This window comes from Bradyrhizobium sp. USDA 4011 (assembly GCF_054063415.1).
The window spans coordinates 3,022,153-3,041,451 of the sequence record NZ_JBSSGG010000001.1; the positions used below are offsets into that span (position 1 = coordinate 3,022,153).

At 64.5% G+C, this 19,299-nt stretch carries 17 protein-coding genes and 1 pseudogene; 10 read left to right on the forward strand and 8 right to left on the reverse strand.

The features are described from left to right. The first annotated feature begins 34 nt into the window (after nucleotides 1–34). The gene (locus ACVW1C_RS14190; RefSeq protein ID WP_244069464.1) at nucleotides 35–493 is read left to right on the forward strand and encodes a carboxymuconolactone decarboxylase family protein; all 459 of its coding nucleotides are present in this window, start codon (nucleotides 35–37) and stop codon (nucleotides 491–493) included. 229 nt (nucleotides 494–722) lie between these two features. On the opposite strand, the gene ACVW1C_RS14195 is transcribed toward ACVW1C_RS14190, so the two are convergent. The 3 genes from ACVW1C_RS14195 to ACVW1C_RS14205 all read right to left on the reverse strand — a co-directional run bounded on the left by ACVW1C_RS14195 (nucleotide 723) and on the right by ACVW1C_RS14205 (nucleotide 2,805). Continuing rightward, the gene (locus ACVW1C_RS14195; RefSeq protein WP_456758954.1) at nucleotides 723–1,367 is read right to left on the reverse strand and encodes a GNAT family N-acetyltransferase; all 645 of its coding nucleotides are present in this window, start codon (nucleotides 1,365–1,367) and stop codon (nucleotides 723–725) included. Nucleotide 1,368: 1 nt separating this feature from the next. Beyond that, nucleotides 1,369–2,019, reverse strand: a complete 651-nt coding sequence (locus tag ACVW1C_RS14200; RefSeq protein WP_456758955.1) for a 3-oxoacid CoA-transferase subunit B — start codon at nucleotides 2,017–2,019, stop codon at nucleotides 1,369–1,371. Nucleotides 2,020–2,097: 78 nt separating this feature from the next. Then, nucleotides 2,098–2,805 (reverse strand): CoA transferase subunit A, encoded by a 708-nt coding sequence (locus ACVW1C_RS14205; RefSeq protein ID WP_456758956.1) that lies wholly within the window; start codon nucleotides 2,803–2,805, stop codon nucleotides 2,098–2,100. Between the two features lie 244 nt (nucleotides 2,806–3,049). On the opposite strand from ACVW1C_RS14205, the gene ACVW1C_RS14210 reads away from it, so the two are divergent. The 4 genes from ACVW1C_RS14210 (at nucleotide 3,050) to ACVW1C_RS14225 (ending at nucleotide 8,487) form a co-directional block, all read left to right on the forward strand. Then, complete coding sequence (locus ACVW1C_RS14210) at nucleotides 3,050–5,014, forward strand: AsmA family protein (RefSeq protein WP_456758957.1); 1,965 nt, start codon at nucleotides 3,050–3,052, stop codon at nucleotides 5,012–5,014. A gap of 191 nt (nucleotides 5,015–5,205) precedes the next feature. Next, nucleotides 5,206–6,591, forward strand: coding sequence for an ABC transporter substrate-binding protein (locus ACVW1C_RS14215; protein ID WP_456758958.1), 1,386 nt, complete (start codon nucleotides 5,206–5,208; stop codon nucleotides 6,589–6,591). A 178-nt stretch (nucleotides 6,592–6,769) separates the two neighbouring features. Further along, a complete protein-coding gene (locus tag ACVW1C_RS14220) occupies nucleotides 6,770–7,639 on the forward strand; it encodes a carbohydrate ABC transporter permease (RefSeq protein WP_092123532.1) in 870 nt (289 codons plus the stop codon). Continuing rightward, a complete protein-coding gene (locus ACVW1C_RS14225) occupies nucleotides 7,636–8,487 on the forward strand; it encodes a carbohydrate ABC transporter permease (RefSeq protein ID WP_176533664.1) in 852 nt (283 codons plus the stop codon). Before ACVW1C_RS14220 ends, ACVW1C_RS14225 begins: the two co-directional genes overlap by 4 nt. A 64-nt stretch (nucleotides 8,488–8,551) precedes the next feature. Here ACVW1C_RS14225 and ACVW1C_RS14230 read toward each other — a convergent pair whose 3' ends face one another. From ACVW1C_RS14230 to ACVW1C_RS14245, 4 genes are all read right to left on the reverse strand, one after another. After that, nucleotides 8,552–9,367 (reverse strand): ABC transporter permease, encoded by an 816-nt coding sequence (locus ACVW1C_RS14230; RefSeq protein WP_456758959.1) that lies wholly within the window; start codon nucleotides 9,365–9,367, stop codon nucleotides 8,552–8,554. Further along, nucleotides 9,367–10,281, reverse strand: a complete 915-nt coding sequence (locus ACVW1C_RS14235) for an ABC transporter permease (protein WP_456758960.1) — start codon at nucleotides 10,279–10,281, stop codon at nucleotides 9,367–9,369. Before ACVW1C_RS14235 ends, ACVW1C_RS14230 begins: the two co-directional genes overlap by 1 nt. Continuing rightward, nucleotides 10,278–11,378, reverse strand: a complete 1,101-nt coding sequence (locus ACVW1C_RS14240; protein WP_456763077.1) for an ABC transporter ATP-binding protein — start codon at nucleotides 11,376–11,378, stop codon at nucleotides 10,278–10,280. Before ACVW1C_RS14240 ends, ACVW1C_RS14235 begins: the two co-directional genes overlap by 4 nt. A gap of 379 nt (nucleotides 11,379–11,757) precedes the next feature. Further along, a complete protein-coding gene (locus ACVW1C_RS14245; RefSeq protein ID WP_456758961.1) occupies nucleotides 11,758–12,309 on the reverse strand; it encodes a TetR/AcrR family transcriptional regulator in 552 nt (183 codons plus the stop codon). Nucleotides 12,310–12,380: 71 nt separating this feature from the next. Between ACVW1C_RS14245 and ACVW1C_RS14250 the strand changes: the two genes are divergently transcribed. The 5 genes from ACVW1C_RS14250 to ACVW1C_RS14270 all read left to right on the forward strand — a co-directional run bounded on the left by ACVW1C_RS14250 (nucleotide 12,381) and on the right by ACVW1C_RS14270 (nucleotide 17,447). Then, entirely contained in the window at nucleotides 12,381–13,085 is a 705-nt protein-coding gene (locus tag ACVW1C_RS14250; protein ID WP_456758962.1) for an NAD(P)H-binding protein, read from the forward strand. Nucleotide 13,086: 1 nt separating this feature from the next. Further along, entirely contained in the window at nucleotides 13,087–13,332 is a 246-nt protein-coding gene (locus ACVW1C_RS14255) for a hypothetical protein (RefSeq protein ID WP_456758963.1), read from the forward strand. A 290-nt stretch (nucleotides 13,333–13,622) separates the two neighbouring features. After that, nucleotides 13,623–15,005, forward strand: coding sequence for an MATE family efflux transporter (locus ACVW1C_RS14260; protein WP_456758964.1), 1,383 nt, complete (start codon nucleotides 13,623–13,625; stop codon nucleotides 15,003–15,005). A gap of 65 nt (nucleotides 15,006–15,070) precedes the next feature. Further along, nucleotides 15,071–15,937, forward strand: a complete 867-nt coding sequence (locus ACVW1C_RS14265; protein ID WP_456758965.1) for an SDR family oxidoreductase — start codon at nucleotides 15,071–15,073, stop codon at nucleotides 15,935–15,937. 280 nt (nucleotides 15,938–16,217) lie between these two features. Further along, nucleotides 16,218–17,447 carry a tetratricopeptide repeat protein gene (locus tag ACVW1C_RS14270; protein ID WP_456763078.1) on the forward strand — a complete coding sequence of 410 codons (1,230 nt, stop codon included), beginning with the start codon at nucleotides 16,218–16,220 and terminating at the stop codon, nucleotides 17,445–17,447. A 158-nt stretch (nucleotides 17,448–17,605) separates the two neighbouring features. On the opposite strand, the pseudogene ACVW1C_RS14275 reads toward ACVW1C_RS14270, so the two are convergent. After that, nucleotides 17,606–19,073, reverse strand: a pseudogene (locus tag ACVW1C_RS14275) (glycerol-3-phosphate dehydrogenase). Nucleotides 19,074–19,299 lie beyond the last annotated feature (226 nt).

Below are 19,299 nucleotides of genomic sequence, written 5' to 3' on the forward strand. Positions count from 1 at the left end.
CTTTTCACTGACCCCATAACCAAGGAGAACGACCATGAAACCCCGCATGAATTTCTACCAGGCCGCCCCCGAGACGATCAAAGCGCTGGTTGCGGTCGAAAGCCAGATCACGGCGAGCGGCCTTGAGCAGTCGCTGATCGAACTGGTGAAGACCCGCGCCTCGCAGATCAACGGCTGCGCCTACTGCATCAACATGCACACCGAAGACGCCCGCAAGCATGGCGAGACCGAGCAGCGGCTCTATCTGCTCAACGCCTGGCGCGAGTCGCCGCTCTACAGCGAGCGCGAGCGCGCGGCGCTGGCCTGGACCGAAGCGCTGACGCTGGTTGCAGAGACGCATGCGCCCGACGCCGACTACGAGGCGGTGCGCGCGCAGTTCACGGACAGCGAGCTGGTCAACCTGACCACGCTGATCGGTGCCATCAACGCCTGGAACCGGATCGCGATCGGCTTCCGCGCGGTGCACCCGGTGAAGGTGAAGGTCGCGGCGTGAGAACGATACTGTCCACCATATATCCGCTGTCATGCCCCGCTTCATGCGGGGCACCCAGTACGCCGCGGCCCCTCGGCTCAAGCACCGCGGTCTCTGGAATACTGGATCGCCCGGCTCAAGCCGGGTGATGACACTGCGTGGTGTGACAACTTGAATCGAGAACCATCCTCATCGTCGGCCTGGTTTTTGCCAGGACGACGGCGGTGGATGCGGCATGCCTGCCGCCGCCTCATATTCCCCGCGCAAATCTGCGAAAACCCGGCGCGCCGGTCAGCGCCTCGAATGCCGCATCGCGCTTCTCTTCGGCGAAGGCAAAGCCGGCCATGGTGTAGCAGCGCTCGGCCGCGTCGTTACCGATCACGAACGAGATCGATGCCTGTGCATAGCCGGCGGCGTTGCCGTCGGCGAGCGCGCGGGCGATCAGGGCCTGCGCCAGACCGCCGCCGCGATGCGACGCTGCGGTTGCGACGTGCTCGATCAGCCAGTCGCGCTCGCCGCCCTGGACCCAGCAATTGCGGGCATAGCCGCCGCGCGCGACGATAGCGTCGGCATCCGCACCGATCTCGGCCGCAACCTCCTCGATCGCCGCGCGTGCCGCAACCACCGTGCCGGATGCAGGCATGGCGCACAGCGCGGCCGCCGGCACGCCGTCGACCTCAGCGATCAGGAAATGGGCGACATGGTACCATGAGCGCACGCGCGCCACGGCGAGCCGCGCCATGAACGCCAGGCATTCCGCCTCCGGCCGGTCGAGCGCGATGTCGAACCAGCCGCGCGGCTGCGGGCCGCGCTGCGCGGCCAGCACGATACGGGCGATGAAGCCGGCGTCGTCGGATCGTGCGGGACGGATCGTGGATCGTCCCGCACCGGTCATCTCAGGTGTTCGTCAGCGCGACGCGGAATTCCGCCTCGGTCTTGGCCTTGACCTCGTCGAGCGTGACGCCGTCGGCGAGCTCGATCAGCGCCATGCCGTCCTTACCGTGCTTGTCGATGGTGAACACCGCAAGGTCGGTCACGACCATGTCGACCACGCGCTCGCCGGTCAGCGGCAGATTGCACTGCTTGAGCAGCTTCGGGCCGTCCTTGGCGGAATGCTCCATCACGACCACGACGCGCTTGACGCCGGCGACGAGGTCCATCGCGCCGCCCATGCCCTTCACCATCTTGCCGGGGATCATCCAGTTGGCGAGGTCGCCGTTCTGCGCCACCTGCATGGCGCCGAGGATCGACAGATCGATATGCCCGCCGCGCACCATGCCGAAGGAATCGGCCGACGAGAAATAGCTGGTCGAGGGCAACTCGCTCACGGTCTGCTTGCCGGCATTGATGAGGTCGGCGTCGACCTCGTCCTCGTAAGGAAACGGGCCCATGCCGAGCATGCCGTTCTCGCTCTGCAGGCTGACGTCGATGCCTTCGGGAATGTAGTTCGAGACCAGCGTCGGGATGCCGATGCCGAGATTGACGTAATAGCCGTCGCGCAACTCCTTGGCGGCGCGGGCGGCCATCTGTTCACGGGTCCAGGCCATGAGGCTCTCCTGAAGAGTTATGTCTTAGTTGCGCATGATCTTGCCGGAAAACCGGTGGCCGGTTTTCCGGATCATGCGTTAAGCGGCGGGCCGCGGACGGGTGTTGCGGAACTCGATCCGCTTCTTACCCGTGCCGACCTCGATGATGCGTTTGACGAAGATGCCGGGGGTGTGGATGTGGTCCGGGTCGATCTCGCCGGCCGGCACCAGATGCTCGACCTCGGCGACGGTGACCTTCGCCGCGGTCGCCATCATCGGGTTAAAGTTGCGCGCGGTCTTGCGGTAGACGAGGTTGCCGGCGGTGTCGCCCTTCCAGGCATGCACGATGGCGAGGTCGGCGAACAGGCCGCGTTCCATGATGTACTTCTCGCCGTCGAATTCCTTCACTTCCTTGCCTTCGGCGATCAGCGTGCCGACGCCGGTCTTGGTGTAGAAGGCCGGGATCCCGGCGCCGCCGGCGCGGATGCGCTCGGCCAGCGTGCCCTGCGGGTTGAACTCGAGCTCGAGCTCGCCGGCGAGATATTGCTGGGCGAACAGCTTGTTCTCGCCGACATAGGACGAGATCATCTTCTTGATCTGGCGCGTCTCCAGCAGCCGGCTGAGGCCGATGCCGTCGACGCCGGCATTGTTGGAGACGACCGTCAGGCCCTTGACGCCGGAATCGCGGATCGCATCCGACAGGGTCTCGGCGATGCCGCAGAGGCCGAAGCCGCCCGACATGATCATCATGCCGTCCTTGAGGAGACCATCGAGGGCCGATTTGGCGTCGGGATAAACCTTGTTCATGCAATGAATACCTGATGGAGGGCGCGGAACGGCTCTGTCCAGCGGATTATTAGGCGAAATCTTCGCGATGCGTCAATCACGGCCCCGTGCGGCGACCGGCGGCGGCCTGCGACGTCAACATGGCCTTGAAAGCGACAAGAAAACCCTTCAAGTTGCGTGGGTTGGCACCGGCTTCCATTGCGCAGCCGGCAGTGTTCGACGACGACCCGACAAAACTCAACCCGACCCGGATATGTCATTGACGATGGCCCAAGGAATTAAGCGCCTGGGGATGCCGATCGCGGCGCTTCTCGGCCTGGCGCTCGTGGGGCTGGTCGGAGCGTCATGGTTCCTGAACCGGGACGCGCTGCGGAGCGCGGTGGAAGCGCAGATTCGCGCCGTGACCGGGCTCGAGCTCGTCGTCAACGGGCCGATCGACGTTTCGGTGTTTCCCGGCAGCCATGTCTCCTTTCACAATGTCGGGCTGAAGGGAGCCGATACCACCGATCCGGCCTTGCAGGTCGACGTGCTGACCGCGAACCTGCGCCTGCTGCCGCTGTTGCTGCGGCGGTTCGAGATTGCCGACGTCATGATGCTCCGCCCGCATATCCACGTGGTTCGCGACGGCGCCGGCGAGAGCAACTGGACCCCGTTCGTCGAGACCATCGCCAAGACGATGACGCCCGGCGCCGAGAACCAGGTGTCATTCTCGGAAATCCGGATCCAGGACGGCGAGCTGAATTACGAGGACGGCACCAACCACATCTCCGAACAGCTCGGCGATATCGACCTTTCGCTGGCCTGGCCCTCCATCTCGCGTTCGTTTGCCGCAACCGGCCAGTTCGACTGGCGCGGCGAGCGCGTCGACGGCTCGATCAGCGCCAGCGATTTCGTCGCGTTGCTGTCGGGCGACCGCTCCGGCCTCAAGGCGCGGCTTGCCAGCGCACCGCTGAAGGTTGCGTTCGACGGAACCGTCGCCAACCGCACCAGCCTGATGATGGAAGGCACCGCCACCATGGACTCACCGTCGCTGCGCAACGCGTTGCGCTGGATGGGACAGGCGCCGCCCGGCGGCGGTGGCGGCTTCGGCCGCTTCGCACTGAAGGCCCGCGCCAATGTGGTCGGCGGCTCCGTCGCGCTGACCAATGTCAATGTCGAGCTCGACGGCAATGTCGCCGAGGGCGTGATGACCTACGCCAATAACGGCCGGCAGACGCTGCAGGCGACGCTTGCCGCCGGCAATCTCGATTTCACGCCCTACATCTCGACGTTCCGCCTGCTGGCCAGCGGCCAGCGCGACTGGAACAGGCAGCTCTTCGACCTCTCCTCGCTGTCGTCGACCGATCTCGACATGCGCCTGTCGGCCGCCAAGGTGACGGTCGGCCCGTCCAAGCTCGGCCGCACCGCGTTCGGCGCCAATCTGCGCGGCGGCGCGCTCGCGCTCAGTGTCGGCGAGGCGCAAATGTATGGCGGCATCGCCAAGGGCTCGTTCGCGATCGCGCGCTCCGATGCGGTCGCCGACGTCAGGGCGCAATTCCAGTTCACCGATGTCGATCTGCAGGCCTGCGCCAGCGAACTGTTCGGCATCAACAAGCTGTCCGGACGCGGCAACCTCAACGTCTCGCTGACGGCGTCTGGCTCGAGCCCGTTCGGGCTCGCGTCGTCGCTGGACGGCACCGCGACGCTGAACGGGCACGACGGCGCGATCGCCGGCTTCAATGTCGAGCAATTGCTACGGCGGCTGGAGAAGCGGCCGCTGTCCGGCGGCGGCAATTTCCGCTCCGGCTCGACACCCTATGACAATCTCAGCGTCTCGGTGAAATTCGCCGACGGCGTCGCGACCGCCGACGACATCCATGTCGAGAGCCCCGCGGCGAAGATCACGCTGACCGGCACCGCCTCGGTGCCGTCGCGCGAGTACGATCTCAAGGGCGTCGCCAGCCTGACCTCGGCGGCGGCCGGCGGCACCGCGTTCGATCTGCCCTTCGTGATTCAAGGCCCGTGGGACGATCCGTTGATCTTCCCCGATCCGGAAAGCCTGATCCGCCGCTCGCCCGCATCCGCCCCGCTGCTCGACGCCGTGAAGGATCGCAAGACCCGCGACGCGGTGCGTTCGGTGATCGAGCGCATCACCGGCGGCGCCGCACGGCCCGCGGCCGCGCCCGACGCCGCGGCCGGCGCACCCACCAACGCACCGGCGACAGCGGCCGAGAATGCCAAATCGAACTGACCAAAGTCGAACTGACCAAGGGTCGAACTGATCGATCCATTCACTTTCCGCATCAATGCAGCGGGACTGATCCACACTCTCCCGCGAGCCCCCTACAGAAGTCGTCGACGCGGCATCTTTATCGGGTCACGGGCATGCGCTAGTGTTTTCCCCAACCGGTTAAAAAGCCGGCCTCATGAGGGGAGAAGAACGTGAGATCCAAGGTTATCGGTGCGCTATCAATGGCGGTCGCTGCGGTCGGCTTGTTCGCCGCAACTGCACCCGCTCTGGCCCAGGGCAAGACGATCACCGTCTGGTGGGGCAAGGGATTCTACAAGTCCGAAGACGACGCGCTGCTCGATACGATCAAGAAATTCGAAGCCAAGACCGGCATCAAGGTCGAACTGTCGCAATACGCGATCCAGGACATGATTCCGAAGACGGTTGCCGCGCTGGATTCCGGCACCGTGCCCGACGTCGCCTATTCCGACACCTACGATGTGCAGGCGCAGGGCAAGTGGGCATTCGAGGGCAAGCTCGAAGACCTGTCCGACATCATGCTGCCGATGAAGGACGCCTTCGCGCCGAACACGCTGGAAGCGGCCCTGCTCTACAATGACGTCACCAAGAAGAAGTCCTATTACGGCTTCCCGCTCAAGCAGCAGAGCATGCACGTCCAGATCTGGGGCGACATGCTGGAGAAGGCCGGCTTCAAGGCCGCCGACATCCCGACCAAGTGGGAGGATTACTGGACGTTCTGGTGCGACAAGGTGCAGCCGGCGATCCGCAAGGCGACCGGCCAGCGCATCTACGGCGTCGGCCAGCCGATGGGCGTGGAATCCACCGACTCGTTCCAGTCGTTCTACACCTTCATGGACGCTTACCACGTCAAGCTGGTCGACGACGACGGCAAGCTCCTGGTCGACGATCCCAAGGTGCGCGACGGCCTGATCCACGCGCTGAAGGACTATACCGACACCTACATCAAGGGCTGCACGCCGCCCTCCTCGACGACCTGGAAGGATCCGGACAACAACGTCGCCTTCCACAACAAGACGATCGTGATGACCCACAATTTCACCATCTCGATTGCGGCGAAGTGGTTCGAGGATTCGACCAACCCGGCGCTGACCGACGCGCAGCGCGCCGCCGGCAAGCAGGCCTACGAGCACGACATCATCACGGCATCGTTCCCGAAGGCACCGGACGGCTCGACGATCCGGTATCGCTCCGACGTCAAGACCGGGCTGATCTTCGCCAACGCCAAGAACAAGGCGGAAGGCAAGCAGTTCATCAGCTTCCTGATGCAGGAAGACAACGTCCGGCCCTATATCGAAGGTGCGCTCGGCCGCTGGTTCCCGGTGACCAAGGCCAGCCAGGCGAGCCCGTTCTGGCAGGCCGACCGGCATCGCAAGGCGGTCTGGAATCAGTTCACCGGCGGCACCGCGCCGTTCGACTTTACCAAGAACTGGAAGTTCACCATCCTGAACAATGAGAACGTCTGGGCCAAGGCCATGAACCGCGTCGTCAGCGAGAAGGTGCCGGTGGACAAGGCCGTCGACGAACTGATCGCCCGCATCAAGCAGGTGGCGGGGTAGCGTTGCGAGACCGGCTGCCGCAGCACATTTCCCTGGTCGTCCCTGCGAAAGCAGGGACCCATACGCCGCGGCGGTCGTTTTCGAGAATACTGGTCGACGGCTTTCGCACAACGACGAAAGCCGGTGGTTATGGGTCCCTGCTTTCGCAGGGACGACAGCGGGGTGTAGGGTAACGTATATGGCGATCACGCTCTCCGCATCCGACGTCCCCTCGCCGCCACTGTCGGCACGGCTGTCGCCGCCGCAGGTCTGGGGCATCGTGCTGCTCGTGCCCTATCTGCTCGTCTTCCTCGCCTTCGTGGTCTATCCGGTCGGCTACGGCCTGTGGCTGGCGCGCCATCCGTCGAGCTATGTCGCGCTCTATAATGACCCGATCTTCGCGCGCGCGGCCGTCAACACGCTGATCTTCCTGGTCATCGGCATCAACATCAAGATGCTGATCGCGCTGTTCCTGTCCGGCTTCTTCGCCCAGCAGCGGCCCTGGATCAGGTGGCTGTCTGTGATCTTCATCCTGCCCTGGGCGGTGCCGTCGATCCCGACCATCCTGTCGGTGCGCTTCATGCTCAATCCCGAATGGGGCGTGGTCAACCAGCTGATCTTCAAGTTCACCGGCGACGACGGCCCGAACTGGCTGAACGATCCGGCGGTCGCGCTCGCGATGGCGATCGGCGTGCACATCTGGAAATCGCTGCCGTTCTGGACGCTGATCCTGCTGACCGGACGGCTCGCTATCCCGCACGATCTGTACGAGGCATCCGACGTCGACGGCGCCAATTGGTGGCAGAAATTCCGCTATATCACCTGGCCGTCGATGCAGACGCTCTACATCACCTGCACGCTGCTCTCGATGATCTGGACACTGGGCGATTTCAACAGCGTCTATCTGCTCACCGGCGGCGGGCCCGCCGACCTCACCCACGTGCTGTCGACCCTCGGCATCCGCTATCTCAGGCTCGACCAGCTGTCGCTGGCGATGGCCTCGATCGTCTGCGCGATGCCGTTCGTGCTGCCGCTGGTCTATTACATGATGAAACGGTTGTCGCGATGAAGCTGCCCACCCTCCGCGAAGTCGGCACCGAAGCCAAGCTGCTGCTGATCGGCATCCCGGTCTTCATCTGGACCATGATCCCGATCTACCACATGTTCGTATTCGCGATCTCGCCGAAGGAGGACGCGTTCACCGGCAAGCTGTGGCCGACACATCCGACGCTGCACAATTTCTCGATCGTATTCCACCAGCAGCATTACTTCCTGCGCGACTTCTGGATCCAGTTCTGGAATTCGGCCGTGATCGCGCTCGCCGTCGGCGCGCTGACGCTGTTCGTCGCCACCGCCGCCGCGTTCTCGATCTCGCGGCTGCGCGTGCCGGGCGGCCGGGCTGTGATGAACCTGGCGCTGTTCACCTACTTCATCCCGGCGGCATTCCTCGCCGTGCCGATGTATCGCACCATGGGGACCTACGGCCTGCTCAACAATCACTGGTCGCTGATTCTCGCGATGGTGACGATCGCCGCGCCCTACGCGATCTGGGTGCTGAAGCAGGCCTCCGACAAGCTGCCGGTCGAGCTCGACGAGGCCGCGACGATGGACGGCGCCACCACGCTGCAGCTGTTCCGCCTGGTCTATGTGCCGCTGATGATGCCCTCGCTGGTCGCGGTCGGCACCTACGCGATCCTGCTCGCCTGGAACGAATATCTCTATGCGTTCCTGCTGCTGTCGAAGGACACCGACATCACGCTGCCGGTCGCGCTCGGCAACTTCCTCGCCGCCGACGATTCGCCGTGGGAGCTCTTGATGACCACCGGCTTCATCTACGCGCTGCCGCCGGCCGCGGTGTACTACGCCTTCAAGCGTTACATGGTCGGCGGGCTGACGGCCGGCGCCGTCAAGTCGTGAGGCCAGAGCGTTTTCGAGCGAAGTGGACACCGGTTCGCGTGAAGAAAACGCGTCAAACAAGAATCTACAGCGGCGCGGCGCTCTCGCCGCGCGCGCTCGACAGTTTCGAGGCGAACGAGGCGACCACGATGATCACGGCGATCAGCGCGATCACCAGCGTGCAGATCGCGTTGATCTCGGGTTTCACGCCGAGCCGAACCTCGGAATAGATCCGGATCGGCAGCGTCGCCGAGCCGGGACCGGTGGTGAAGCTCGCGATCACGACGTCGTCGAGCGACAGCGTGAAGGCCAGCATCCAGCCGGCTATGATCGCCGGCACGATCAGCGGCAGCGTCACCAGAAGGAACGCGCGCACCGGATCGCAGCCGAGGTCCATCGCGGCCTCCTCCAGGCTGCGGTCGAGCGCGGAGAGGCGCGACTGCACCACCACGGTGACGAAGCACATCGTCAGCGTGGTGTGGGCGATCGTCACCGTCCAGAAGCCGCGCTCGGCATTCAGCGCCACGAACAGCAGCAGCAGCGACAGGCCGGAGATCACCTCCGGCATCACCAGCGGCGAATACAGCATGCCGGAGAACAGCGCCCGTCCGCGGAACCGTTCGCCGCGCGCCAGCCCAACCGCGGCCAGCGTGCCCAGCAGGGTGGCCAGCGTCGCCGACACCGCGGCGACCGACAGGCTCATCCACGCCGCCTCCAGCATGGCGCGATCGCTGAAGAACTCGTGGTACCAGCGCAGCGACCAGCCGCCCCACACCGTCACCAGCCGCGAGGCGTTGAACGAGTAGACCACGAGGATGACGATCGGCAGATAAAGGAACGCCAGCCCGAGCGCCAGCGACGTCGTGTTGAAGCGCGTGATGCTGGTGACGGTGCGCGCCATCAGCGCCTCGCTTCGAGCTGCCGCCGTTGCAGGCGGTCGTAAAGCACGAGCGGAGGCACCAGCAGCAGCAGCAATGCGATCGCCGCGGCTGACGCCACCGGCCAGTCCTTGTTGGTGAAAAACTCAAGCCACAGCGTCTGCCCGATCATCAGCGAATTGGACCCGGCGAGAAGATCGGGAATCACGAATTCGCCGACGATCGGAATGAAGCAGAGCAGCGCGCCGGCGCCGACGCCCGGCAGCGATAGCGGGAACGTCACCAGCCAGAACGCCTGCAGCGGCGAGGCGCCGAGATCGCCCGCCGCTTCCAGGAGCGACGCATCCATCTTCGAGAGCGTCGCATAGAGCGGCAGGATCATGAACGGCAGATAGGAGTAGACGATGCCGAGATACATCGCGCTGTCGGTCGACAGCCAGACCACCGGCGCGGACACGACATGCAGCGCCAGCAGGATCTGGTTGAGCAGGCCGTCATGCTGCAGGATGTTGATCCAGGCATAGATGCGGATCAGGAACGAGGTCCAGAACGGCACGATGACCAGCATCATCGCCACGCCCTGCCAGCGCTGCGGCAGCCGCGCCATGCCATAGGCAATGGGATAGCCGATCAGCAGCAGGATCAGGGTCGAGGTCACCGCGACGACGAGGCTGCGCAGATAGGACAGGATGTACAGATTGTCCTGCAGCAGCAGGCGGAAATTATCGAACGACAATTGCGCAAACGCAGCCGCCAGCGCCGTCCGGCCCGCGGTGAAATCGAACACCGGCGTATAGGGCGGCTGCGCGATCGCGGTCTGCGACAGGCTGATCTTCAGCACGAAGCCGAACGGCACCAGGAAGAACAGCACCATCCAGAGGTAGGGCGCGATCGCGGCGAGCCGCGCCGGCCGGGCGAAGATGCGGCGCGCGCTCATTGCTCGAGCACCAGGCAGTCGTCGGCGGTGAACCACGCCACCACGCGCTGGCCGGCGAGATAGGCGTCGACATCGAGCCGCGCGGTGTTGGCCATCGACGAGCGCACCACCGCGCCCGTCTCCAGCTTCACCCGGTAGCTCGTCACACCGCCGAGATAATTGACGTCGATGACGACGCCCTCCAGCCGGTTGATCATCTGCGATGCACCCGCGTCCGACGCCGGCGCGCGGCGCGACAGCTTGACCTTCTCGGGGCGGATCGCGACGCTGACCACCTCCTTGGTCACCGACGGCCACAGTTCGCTGACCGCGAGCGTGCCTGCTTCCACGGTCGAGACCGTCAACCGTCCATTCTCACGGGCGGCGACCTGGCCGTTGAACAGATTGATGTCGCCGACGAACCCGGCGATCCACCGCGACGCCGGCGCCTCATAGAGGTTGCGCGGGGTGGCGACCTGGACCAGACGGCCGGCATCCATCACCCCGATCCGTCCGGCCATCGTCATCGCCTCCTCCTGATCGTGAGTGACGATGATGAAGGTCATGCCGAGCCGGCGCTGCAGCTCCATCAGCTCTCCTTGCGTGCTCTCGCGCAGCTTCTTGTCGAGCGCGGCGAGCGGCTCGTCGAGTAGCAGCACCTGCGGGCGGCGCGCCAGCGAGCGCGCCAACGCCACGCGTTGCCGCTGTCCGCCGGAGAGCTGGTCTGGCTTGCGCTTCTCGAGCCCCTCAAGCTTGACGAGCGCCACCATCTCGGCAACGCGGGTCGCGATATCGCGACGCGCCATGCCCGCGCGCCTGAGGCCGAAGGCGATGTTGTCGCGCACCGACAGATGCGGGAACAGCGCGTAGTTCTGGAACATCATGTTGACGGGCCGCTCGTGCGGCAGCACCTGGGCGATGTCATTGCCGCCGAGCAGGATGCGGCCCTCGTCCGGCGTCTCGAAGCCTGCGAGCATGCGCAGCAGCGTGGTCTTGCCGCAGCCGCTCGGGCCGAGCAGCGCGAAGAATTCGCCGGCGCGGATGTCAAGCGAGAGCCGGTCGACCGCGCGGAAATTTCCGAACGACTTGGCGACGCCCTCGATCCGCAGCAGCGGCATGTCCGAGACGGCCGGCTCTGGCAACGGCTTTGCCGCCTCCGCACTCGCTTCGCCCGATGTCACGTCAAGAAGCCCCGATTCCCCGCAAGGTCCAATCCTGACGGCAAGCTAGCGGCGGATCGCCAGCGGCTCAACCGCCTCGCGGACATCTCCCGCAATATTGTCGGCTTTCGCGCCTCTGCTGGGGCGGGCCATTAATGCGTTGCGTCGGCTTTGAGGTACAAACCGGAAGACACTTGCTCAATCTGAAACATACCGCTTTGACCCGCAGCGGACATCACATTTGTCGCTATGTAAACTTCGTAGCACTATCGCCTGCGTCTTTGGACGCCAGCTTTGGTCTACCCGGCGCACTCTGCGGTTTCTCAATCGCAATGCGCTATTTTCGCTGCTTCGCGCTCTCAAGTAGCGTCATGCAGGCCTCGAGACAGGCTTCCGCGATGGTTCTGCCAAGAGCACTCGGCTTTCTGTTTAACAGCCGGTGCATCACCACGCCATGCAGCATCATCATGATTGGATACGCGACGCGGGCGGCCTTGCCTGGCTCGACGCCGGCGCGCACCAGATGGGCAGTGTATCGTTCGATTTCACCGGCCTGCGCATCGGCTGTGACACGCTCCATCCAGCCGCGCCCGTACAACAATTCATAATCGCGGGGGTGGTTGGTGCCAAAGGCGAGATGTCGCTCGCAAGTGTCCCGGAGGTCGCGTGATTTCGCCAGGTAGGCCGAGAAGCGCTGAAAGGCGAGCGTGCGCAATCCCGTCAGCAGCGTCTCCCGGTCGGCGTAGTAACTATAGACTGTCGGCGTCGTGGTGCCCGCTTCCGCCGCCACCCCTCGGATCGTGACGGCCTCCACGCCGCCGGACTGCCACAGGGCGTCCGCGGCCTTCAATATCCTGTGAGGCAGCTCCGGATCGGCACTTCGCGGCATTGGCCCTCTTGCTTTTACGCCGTATAAGTTATACGTCGTATAAACAATAACCCCGTTCTCAGGAGCAAGCAATGGCCGCCCCTTCCCCCAACATGACGACAAGACATGAGCACCCGATCCTCGTGACCGGAGCGGCTGGCGCCGTAGGCGGCATCGGCCGCAATGTCACTGAGATGCTGTTGGGCAGAGGCCACAAGGTGCGCGCCATGGTGCGACGAGAAGACGCGCGGGCGGAAGGCCTTCGTCGCCTCGGCGCCGAGGTCATCGTGGGCGACCTGACTGACCTCGCCGCAGTGCATCGCGCCGTCGAGGGCTGCAAGCGCATCTACTTCGGAATGTCGGTGTCGGCAGCCTATCTCGAGGCCACCGTCAACCTCGCCGCGGTCGCGCGCCACCATGGCGTCGAGGCCATTGTGAACATGTCGCAGATGACGGTCTCGCAAATGAGCATCACCGAGACCACCGACAGCCCGCAACACAAGCTGCACTGGCTGGCGGAACAGGCGCTTGCATGGTCCGGCCTGCCGGTCGTCACGATGCGGCCGACGGTGTTCCTCGAAGGCTTCTTCCAGGCGGCCGCCGCGGCGGGCGTCCGCGACAGCGATGCGCTCGTGCTGCCATTTGGCGGCGGCCGTACCGCGCCCATCTCCGCGGTGGACGTCGCACGCGCCGTCGCATTGGTGCTGGACGAGCCGGCTCCGCACATCGGCCGCATCTACGACTTCACCGGACCGGAGTCGGCCGACCTGACCCACTTTCGCGAAAGTCTTCTCTGAGGTGCTCGGGCGCACGATCATTTACCGTGACGTTCCGGTCGATGCCTGGATCGGCAGGATGCGCGAGCTCGGTCTTCCGGAGCACCTGCTGGCCCACCTCGCTGCGATGGCACGGCTGCATCAGCAGGGCCGTTACGACCGCATGACCGACGACTTCATGCGGCTAACGGGCCAGGCGCCGACGAGCATGCGCGAGTTCGTGCAGGCGCACGCCGTGGAATTCACACGACCCGCCACGACCGCCTGAACGAGCCCACGCGTCTGATGATCGCCTCGGCGCGGGGCCGGCTCGTTTGCCACCTCGCAACAGTCATTTTCCGTCGCACCCGATCATTCGATGCGGCCCGGCTTGGTGGAGTCGCGGTGGCGGTGCGGATCGCGCGCGACGCGTTACGAAGTTGCCTGATTGCAACACGAAAGGAAGCCCATGGGTGCGACAGCCACTTGCCTCGAGAAGCTCTCGCCTAAGCGCTTGCATTTAGCGCTGTCATCGTCCGCGCATCGTCGGGCGGTCTCCTTCTTACCTTAGGAAAAGCCATGTCCGCTACTCTCGTTAGTGAGGTCGAGAAGGTTTCTCCGCCTCCTGACAACTTGCCGATCAACAAACTGATCCACGGTCCGCTGTTGCCACAGTTGATCCGCCTTGCCTTGCCGACGGCTGCCGTGCTGTTCATGACGACGTTGCTCAGTGTCGCCGAAACCTATTTCGTAAGTGCACTGGGCCTGAACGCGATCGCCGCGGCATCGCTGGTGGTTCCCGCCCTGTTGCTAATGACCACGGTAGCGAGTGCCGGCATCGGCGGCGGTGTGTCCTCCGCTATCGCCCGCGCCATCGGCGCCCGCCGCCAGGACGATGCGGAAAGCCTGGCGTGGCATGCGGTGGTCATCGGCGCAGCAGGCGGCGGACTGTTCTCCCTATTGGCGCTGGTGGCCGGGCCCGCGCTGTACCGCAGCCTTGGCGGCAGCGGAGCATCGCTGGACTTTGCCGTTCTCTACTCCAACATCCTGTTCGGCGGCGCGATCTCATCCTGGATCCTGTTGCTGTTGCAAGCGGCGCTACGCGGAACCGGCAACGTCAAGGTGCCGGCGATGACCATAATGGGCGGCGTAGTGGTCGGCCTGATCCTGTCGCCGGTATTGATCAACGGCTGGCTGGGTGCGCCGCGCATGGGTGTGGCGGGCGCCGGTATGGCCCAGGTGTTATGCAATACCGGCGCGCTGGTCGTGGTGGTCGTCTACATGCGTTCGCCCTTCTCGACGCTACGCCTGCGACGCTATCCGCTGCGGCGCCAGCATTTCAGTGCGATCCTCGGCGTCGGCTTGCTGTCGTCGATCAACGTCGTCATGTTAGCCGTGTCAGTCACCGCCCTGACCGCCGCGGCCGGTGCGGTGAGCTCAGCCGCCATCGCCGGCTACGGCATTGCCTCCCGCCTCGAGATGCTGCTGTCTCCGGTGATGTTCGGCTGCGGAACTGCCGCAATCACGCTGGTGGGTACGAACCTGGGCGCAGGCAACGTGGCGCGTGCCCGGCGCGCGGCCATCGTGAACCTACTGTTTGTTGCCGGTGTGGTTGGACTCGTTGGAGTGTTCGTTTCACTCTTCCCGCAACTCTGGCTCGGGCTGTTTACCAGCGATAGCGCCATTGTAGCGGTCGGCACCGAATACCTGCATGTGGTCGCGCCCTTCTATGCAGGAATAGGCGTGATTCTCGAACTCTACTTTATCGGACAGGGGGCGCGACGCATCTTCTGGCCGATGACCGCAAGCGTGGTGCGCTGCCTATTTGCACTCGCCGCGATGGCGCTGGTTCTGCGAGGCGATGCGAGTCTGCACACCGCTTTCACAGTAGTAGCCGTCAGCATCGTCGTGGCAGCGACCATCACTCTGCTTGGATTCCTGCGCACTCGCTGGGATAGCTAGACGCTGGGCCACCCGTTCTGTTGAGGGGCTGAGTGAACGTAACCGATGAGAGGAGTTTATCTGCTATGAGCGCAGCTATTTTGGTGATTGGAGCCACAGGAACAACGGGCAAAGAATTGGCAAAACGTCTGGCGAAGAACGGCCACAAAACGCGCGCTACCGTTCGCCCGACGAGCGACAAACGCGAACTGCAAGCGTTGGGAGTCGAACTGGTTCAAGCCGATCTAAGCAATGTCAGCTCTCTGGTAAAAGCAATGGGCGGAATCCAAAAAGTATACTTTGCAACTCCTCTGGTTCCGAACATGGTTGAACTTTCTTCGTCAATCATTCGCGCAGCTAAAAGCGCCGGTGTGAAACATCTTGTGAAATTATCGGGCGGCGGGGCTGAAATCGAATTGGACACAATGGCCAAGTGGCATAGAGCAGTCGAAAAAGAAATCGAGCAGTCCGGCATTGCTCATACTTTCTTGCGGTCAAATTCCTTTATGCAGAACTTCAGCAATTTCAGTTCGCATACCATTCGCGATCATGGAGCCTTTTATGCGCCGCATGGCGACGGAAAAACGGCATACGTTGATGCCCGCGATATTGCCCAGGTTGCTTTTCGGGTCTTGGCGGAAGAAGGTCATCAGAACAAGGCGTATTACCTGTCGGGGCCAGAGGCACTTTCTGGTGCCGAGATTGCAAATATTCTTTCTTCGGCAACTGGGAAAGTGATCAAGTATGTGGATGTGCCAGCCGAAGCCGCACGCACTTCTATGCTGGGCGCAGGCATGCCTGCTGAAATCGTTGAAGGCCTGTTGGAGCACTATCAAATTATGAAGTTGGGATACACCGCACGGGTTTCTGGTGCGGTGGAAGAAATAACCGGACGAAGGGCAACCCATTTTGCGGCGTTTGCTCAAGACGAGAGGGAAGCATTTGTCGGGTGAAGCGCCCTGTCCAACGGCCTGGTCCTCGTCGCCGTCAACATGAGAGCTGCAACCCTATCCCCTATTGACCCAACTCGGACCTCCGGCGATGCCCGCTCTTGCGATGCTGTCGAGGGCTAAGCAGACGTGAGCCCGAAGGGCTCGTTGCCTTTATCAGTACATGCCCTAGACTTCGCAGCCGAATTCGGGAGGACAACCGATGATTTGCGACCGCTACGGCCTGCCGCTGACGACCGATTCGGACCGCGCCGCCGCTTATTATGTCGACGGCGTCGACCGGATGCTGGCGGCGTTGCTCGGCGCCGATGCGGCGTTCGAGGCGGCGATCGCCGAGGACCCCGATTTCGCGTTGGCCCATCTCGGCCGCGCCCGCGTGCACCAGCTCAACATGGAGGGCGCCAAGGCCCGCGCCGAGGCGAACGATGCGCGGCGGCTGGCGGCGGCCGCGAGTCCGCGCGAGCGCCAGCACATCGAGATCATCGCGTCCGTGATCGAAGGCCAGGGCAAGAAGGCGATGACAGCAGCCGAACAGCATCTCGCCGAATATCCGCGCGATGCGCAGGTGCTGTCGCTGTTGCTCGGCGCCTTCGGCCTCTACGCCTTCTCCGGCCGGCCCGACCACGACGCCGCGCGGCTCGCGATCTCCGAACGTTACGCCAGCGACTATGGCGACGATTGGTGGTTCCTCACCTATCTCGGCTGGTCCAAGACTGAAGCCGGCGACCCCGTCTCGGGCCGGGCCATCACCGAGCGCGGCTATGCGTTGAAGCCGGAGAACGCCGGCGCCGCGCATGCGGTGGCGCATGCGCTGTTCGAGCAAGGCGAAGCGGCGGAAGGCCGCAGCTTCCTCTCGGCATGGCTGCCGGCGAATGATCGCACCAGCTTCCTGCAGGGCCATCTCGCCTGGCATCTCGCTCTGATCGCGATCGAGGAAGGCGACGCCGACAGCGCGCTCGACATCTACGAGCAGCACATCAAGCCGGCCAACCGGCCCTATCCGCCGCTCAATATCTATACCGACACGGCCTCGCTGCTGTGGCGGCTGTCGGTCGCCGGCAAGACCGGCCTCGATCAGCACTGGAAGGATGTCGCCGCCTATGGCGACGGCTACTTCCCGAAGGCCGGCGCGCATTTCGCCGACGTGCACCACGCGCTGGTCGCAGCCGCGACCAACAACGATGCGCTGGAGACGCGGCTGGCCGAGATGGCGGCGCGCGACGCCGACGGCAAACTGGCGCCCGGCCCTGCCGCGATCGGGCTCGGCCGGGGCATTGCCGCCTTCGCCGCCGGCGATCATGAGCGCGCCGTGCGCATCCTGGCGCCGCTGATGCCCGAGCTGGCGCGGATCGGCGGCAGCCATGCGCAACGCGAATTGTGGGAGGACACCTTCATCGTCGCGTGCCTGCGCGCGGGTCAAGGCCGGCAAGCGACGAGCCTGATCTCGGAGCGGCTGCATCGCCGTCCATCCAAGCGTGACCTCGCCTGGTCGCAGGAGGCGGCGCGGCAATAGCCGCTGTTGGACCTGTTCTCCTTCCCCCTGAAAGGGGGAAGGTCGGGATGGGGGTCGGCCGCAAGCGACACCGATTGTCATGGAGGCAGGATCCCCGCCCGCTTTGCTCTGGCGAGCAAAGCGACCTCCCCTTTGCAAGGGCAGGTTTGAGAGTGCGCTCAATCGCCCTTCGCCATGAACACCGCGAGCGCATCCTGATCGGCTTGCGGCATGGTCAGGCCGAGCTTGGAGCGGCGCCACAGGATATCGTCGGGAAAGCGCGGCCATTCCTTGCGCATGAGGTAGCGCACCTCAGCTCCAGTCAGCTCCGGGCCGAAGGCCGGGCCGAGATCGGCCTTCTGCTTCGCGTCGCCCAGGATATCCTTCACGTTCAACCCATAGGCGGCCACCAGCCGCCGCGCCTGGGCCTCGCCCAGGAAGCGCCAGCGGTCGCGCGCGATGTCGACCTCGGTCTCGAAGCGCTGCCACGCGAATTCGCCCCCCGGCAGCGGCACTGTCGCGGTCCAGCGCGGCGTCATCGGATAGAACCGCGTGAACTCCGAGACCGCCCGCTCGGCGCGGCACCGCGCCGTGGTGACGTCGCCGCCAAAGATCGTGAGCAGCGGCGCCTTGCCCCGACGGTAATCAAGCGATGCGGCACCATCGCAGATGTGCCGGCGCGCGGGAGCGACGACGGAATTGGCGCCGGAAATCGTTCGCAGCACATCGGCCGGGGTGATCTGCTCGCGAAAATAGCGATTGGCCGCGTCGCAGAGATAGGCCACCTCACGCACGCCCATCGCGACAATGGCGGGATCGCCCTTGAAGGGATGGCTGATGCTGCCGACCAGGGTGAAGTCGCGCTCATAGGGGCTGGCGAAGATCAATTGTCCGTCGGAGTTCTGGAACGCATAGACGTTGTCGCAGTCGAACAGGCGGCGCACCACGATCTGGCTGATCTGCACGGTCGCAAGCGGTGGCGCCGGCACGCGCAAGACGGTGTCGGCGACGGAGGCGGTCCACGCGCCGGTCGCGTTGACCAGCGACCGCGCCGTGATCACCCGCCGATAGCCGCGGTCGATCGCGACCAGCCGCCAAGTCTCGCCGCGCTCGGCCCGGGTCACGCGCGCGCCGGTGCGAAATATCGGCGCCGCGCGCCGCGGCATCGACCGCGTTGAGCACGACGAGCCGCGAATCGTCGACGACGCAGTCGGAATATTCGAACGCGGTTCCGAACGGCCGCTTCAGCGCATTGCCGACCGGATGGTGGGTGACATCCAGCGTCGTCGAGCGCGGCAGGCCGCTGCGCGAGGCCAAACGCTCGTAGAGCAGCAGCAACGACCGCAATTGCCACGGCGGCCGTTCCTCGGCATGCGCCGGGATCGCAAAGCGCGCCGGCCGCACCAGATGCGGCGCGATGCGCAGCAACACATCGCGTTCCCTGAGCGCCCTGCGGACGCGGAAGAACTCCCGCCGCTCCAGCCCGGCCAGATCGCCGTGGACCAGCCGCGGCGAGGCCTGCGACGCGCCGGAGCCGAGATCCCCCTGCTCCAGCAGGATCACGCGCAGGCCGCGGCCGGCCGCGTCGCGAGCAACGCTCGTGCCGTTCAGGCCACCGCCGATGATCGCGACGTCATAGTCCGCCATGCGCAACGCCTATCGCATGCGAACGGAATACGTGTTCGCGGAAAAGAAGTGCGTCAAGGGCGCGGCTCTAAAGCACGACGAGATTAGATTGAATGGCAATCGCGAAGGCAGTGCGCCCCCTCTCCCGCTTGCGGGGGAGGGCTGGGGTGGGGGCTCTCTCCGCAAGTCATATTGTGGAGAGAGCCCCCACCCGCATCGCATCTTCGATGCGATGCGACCTCCACCG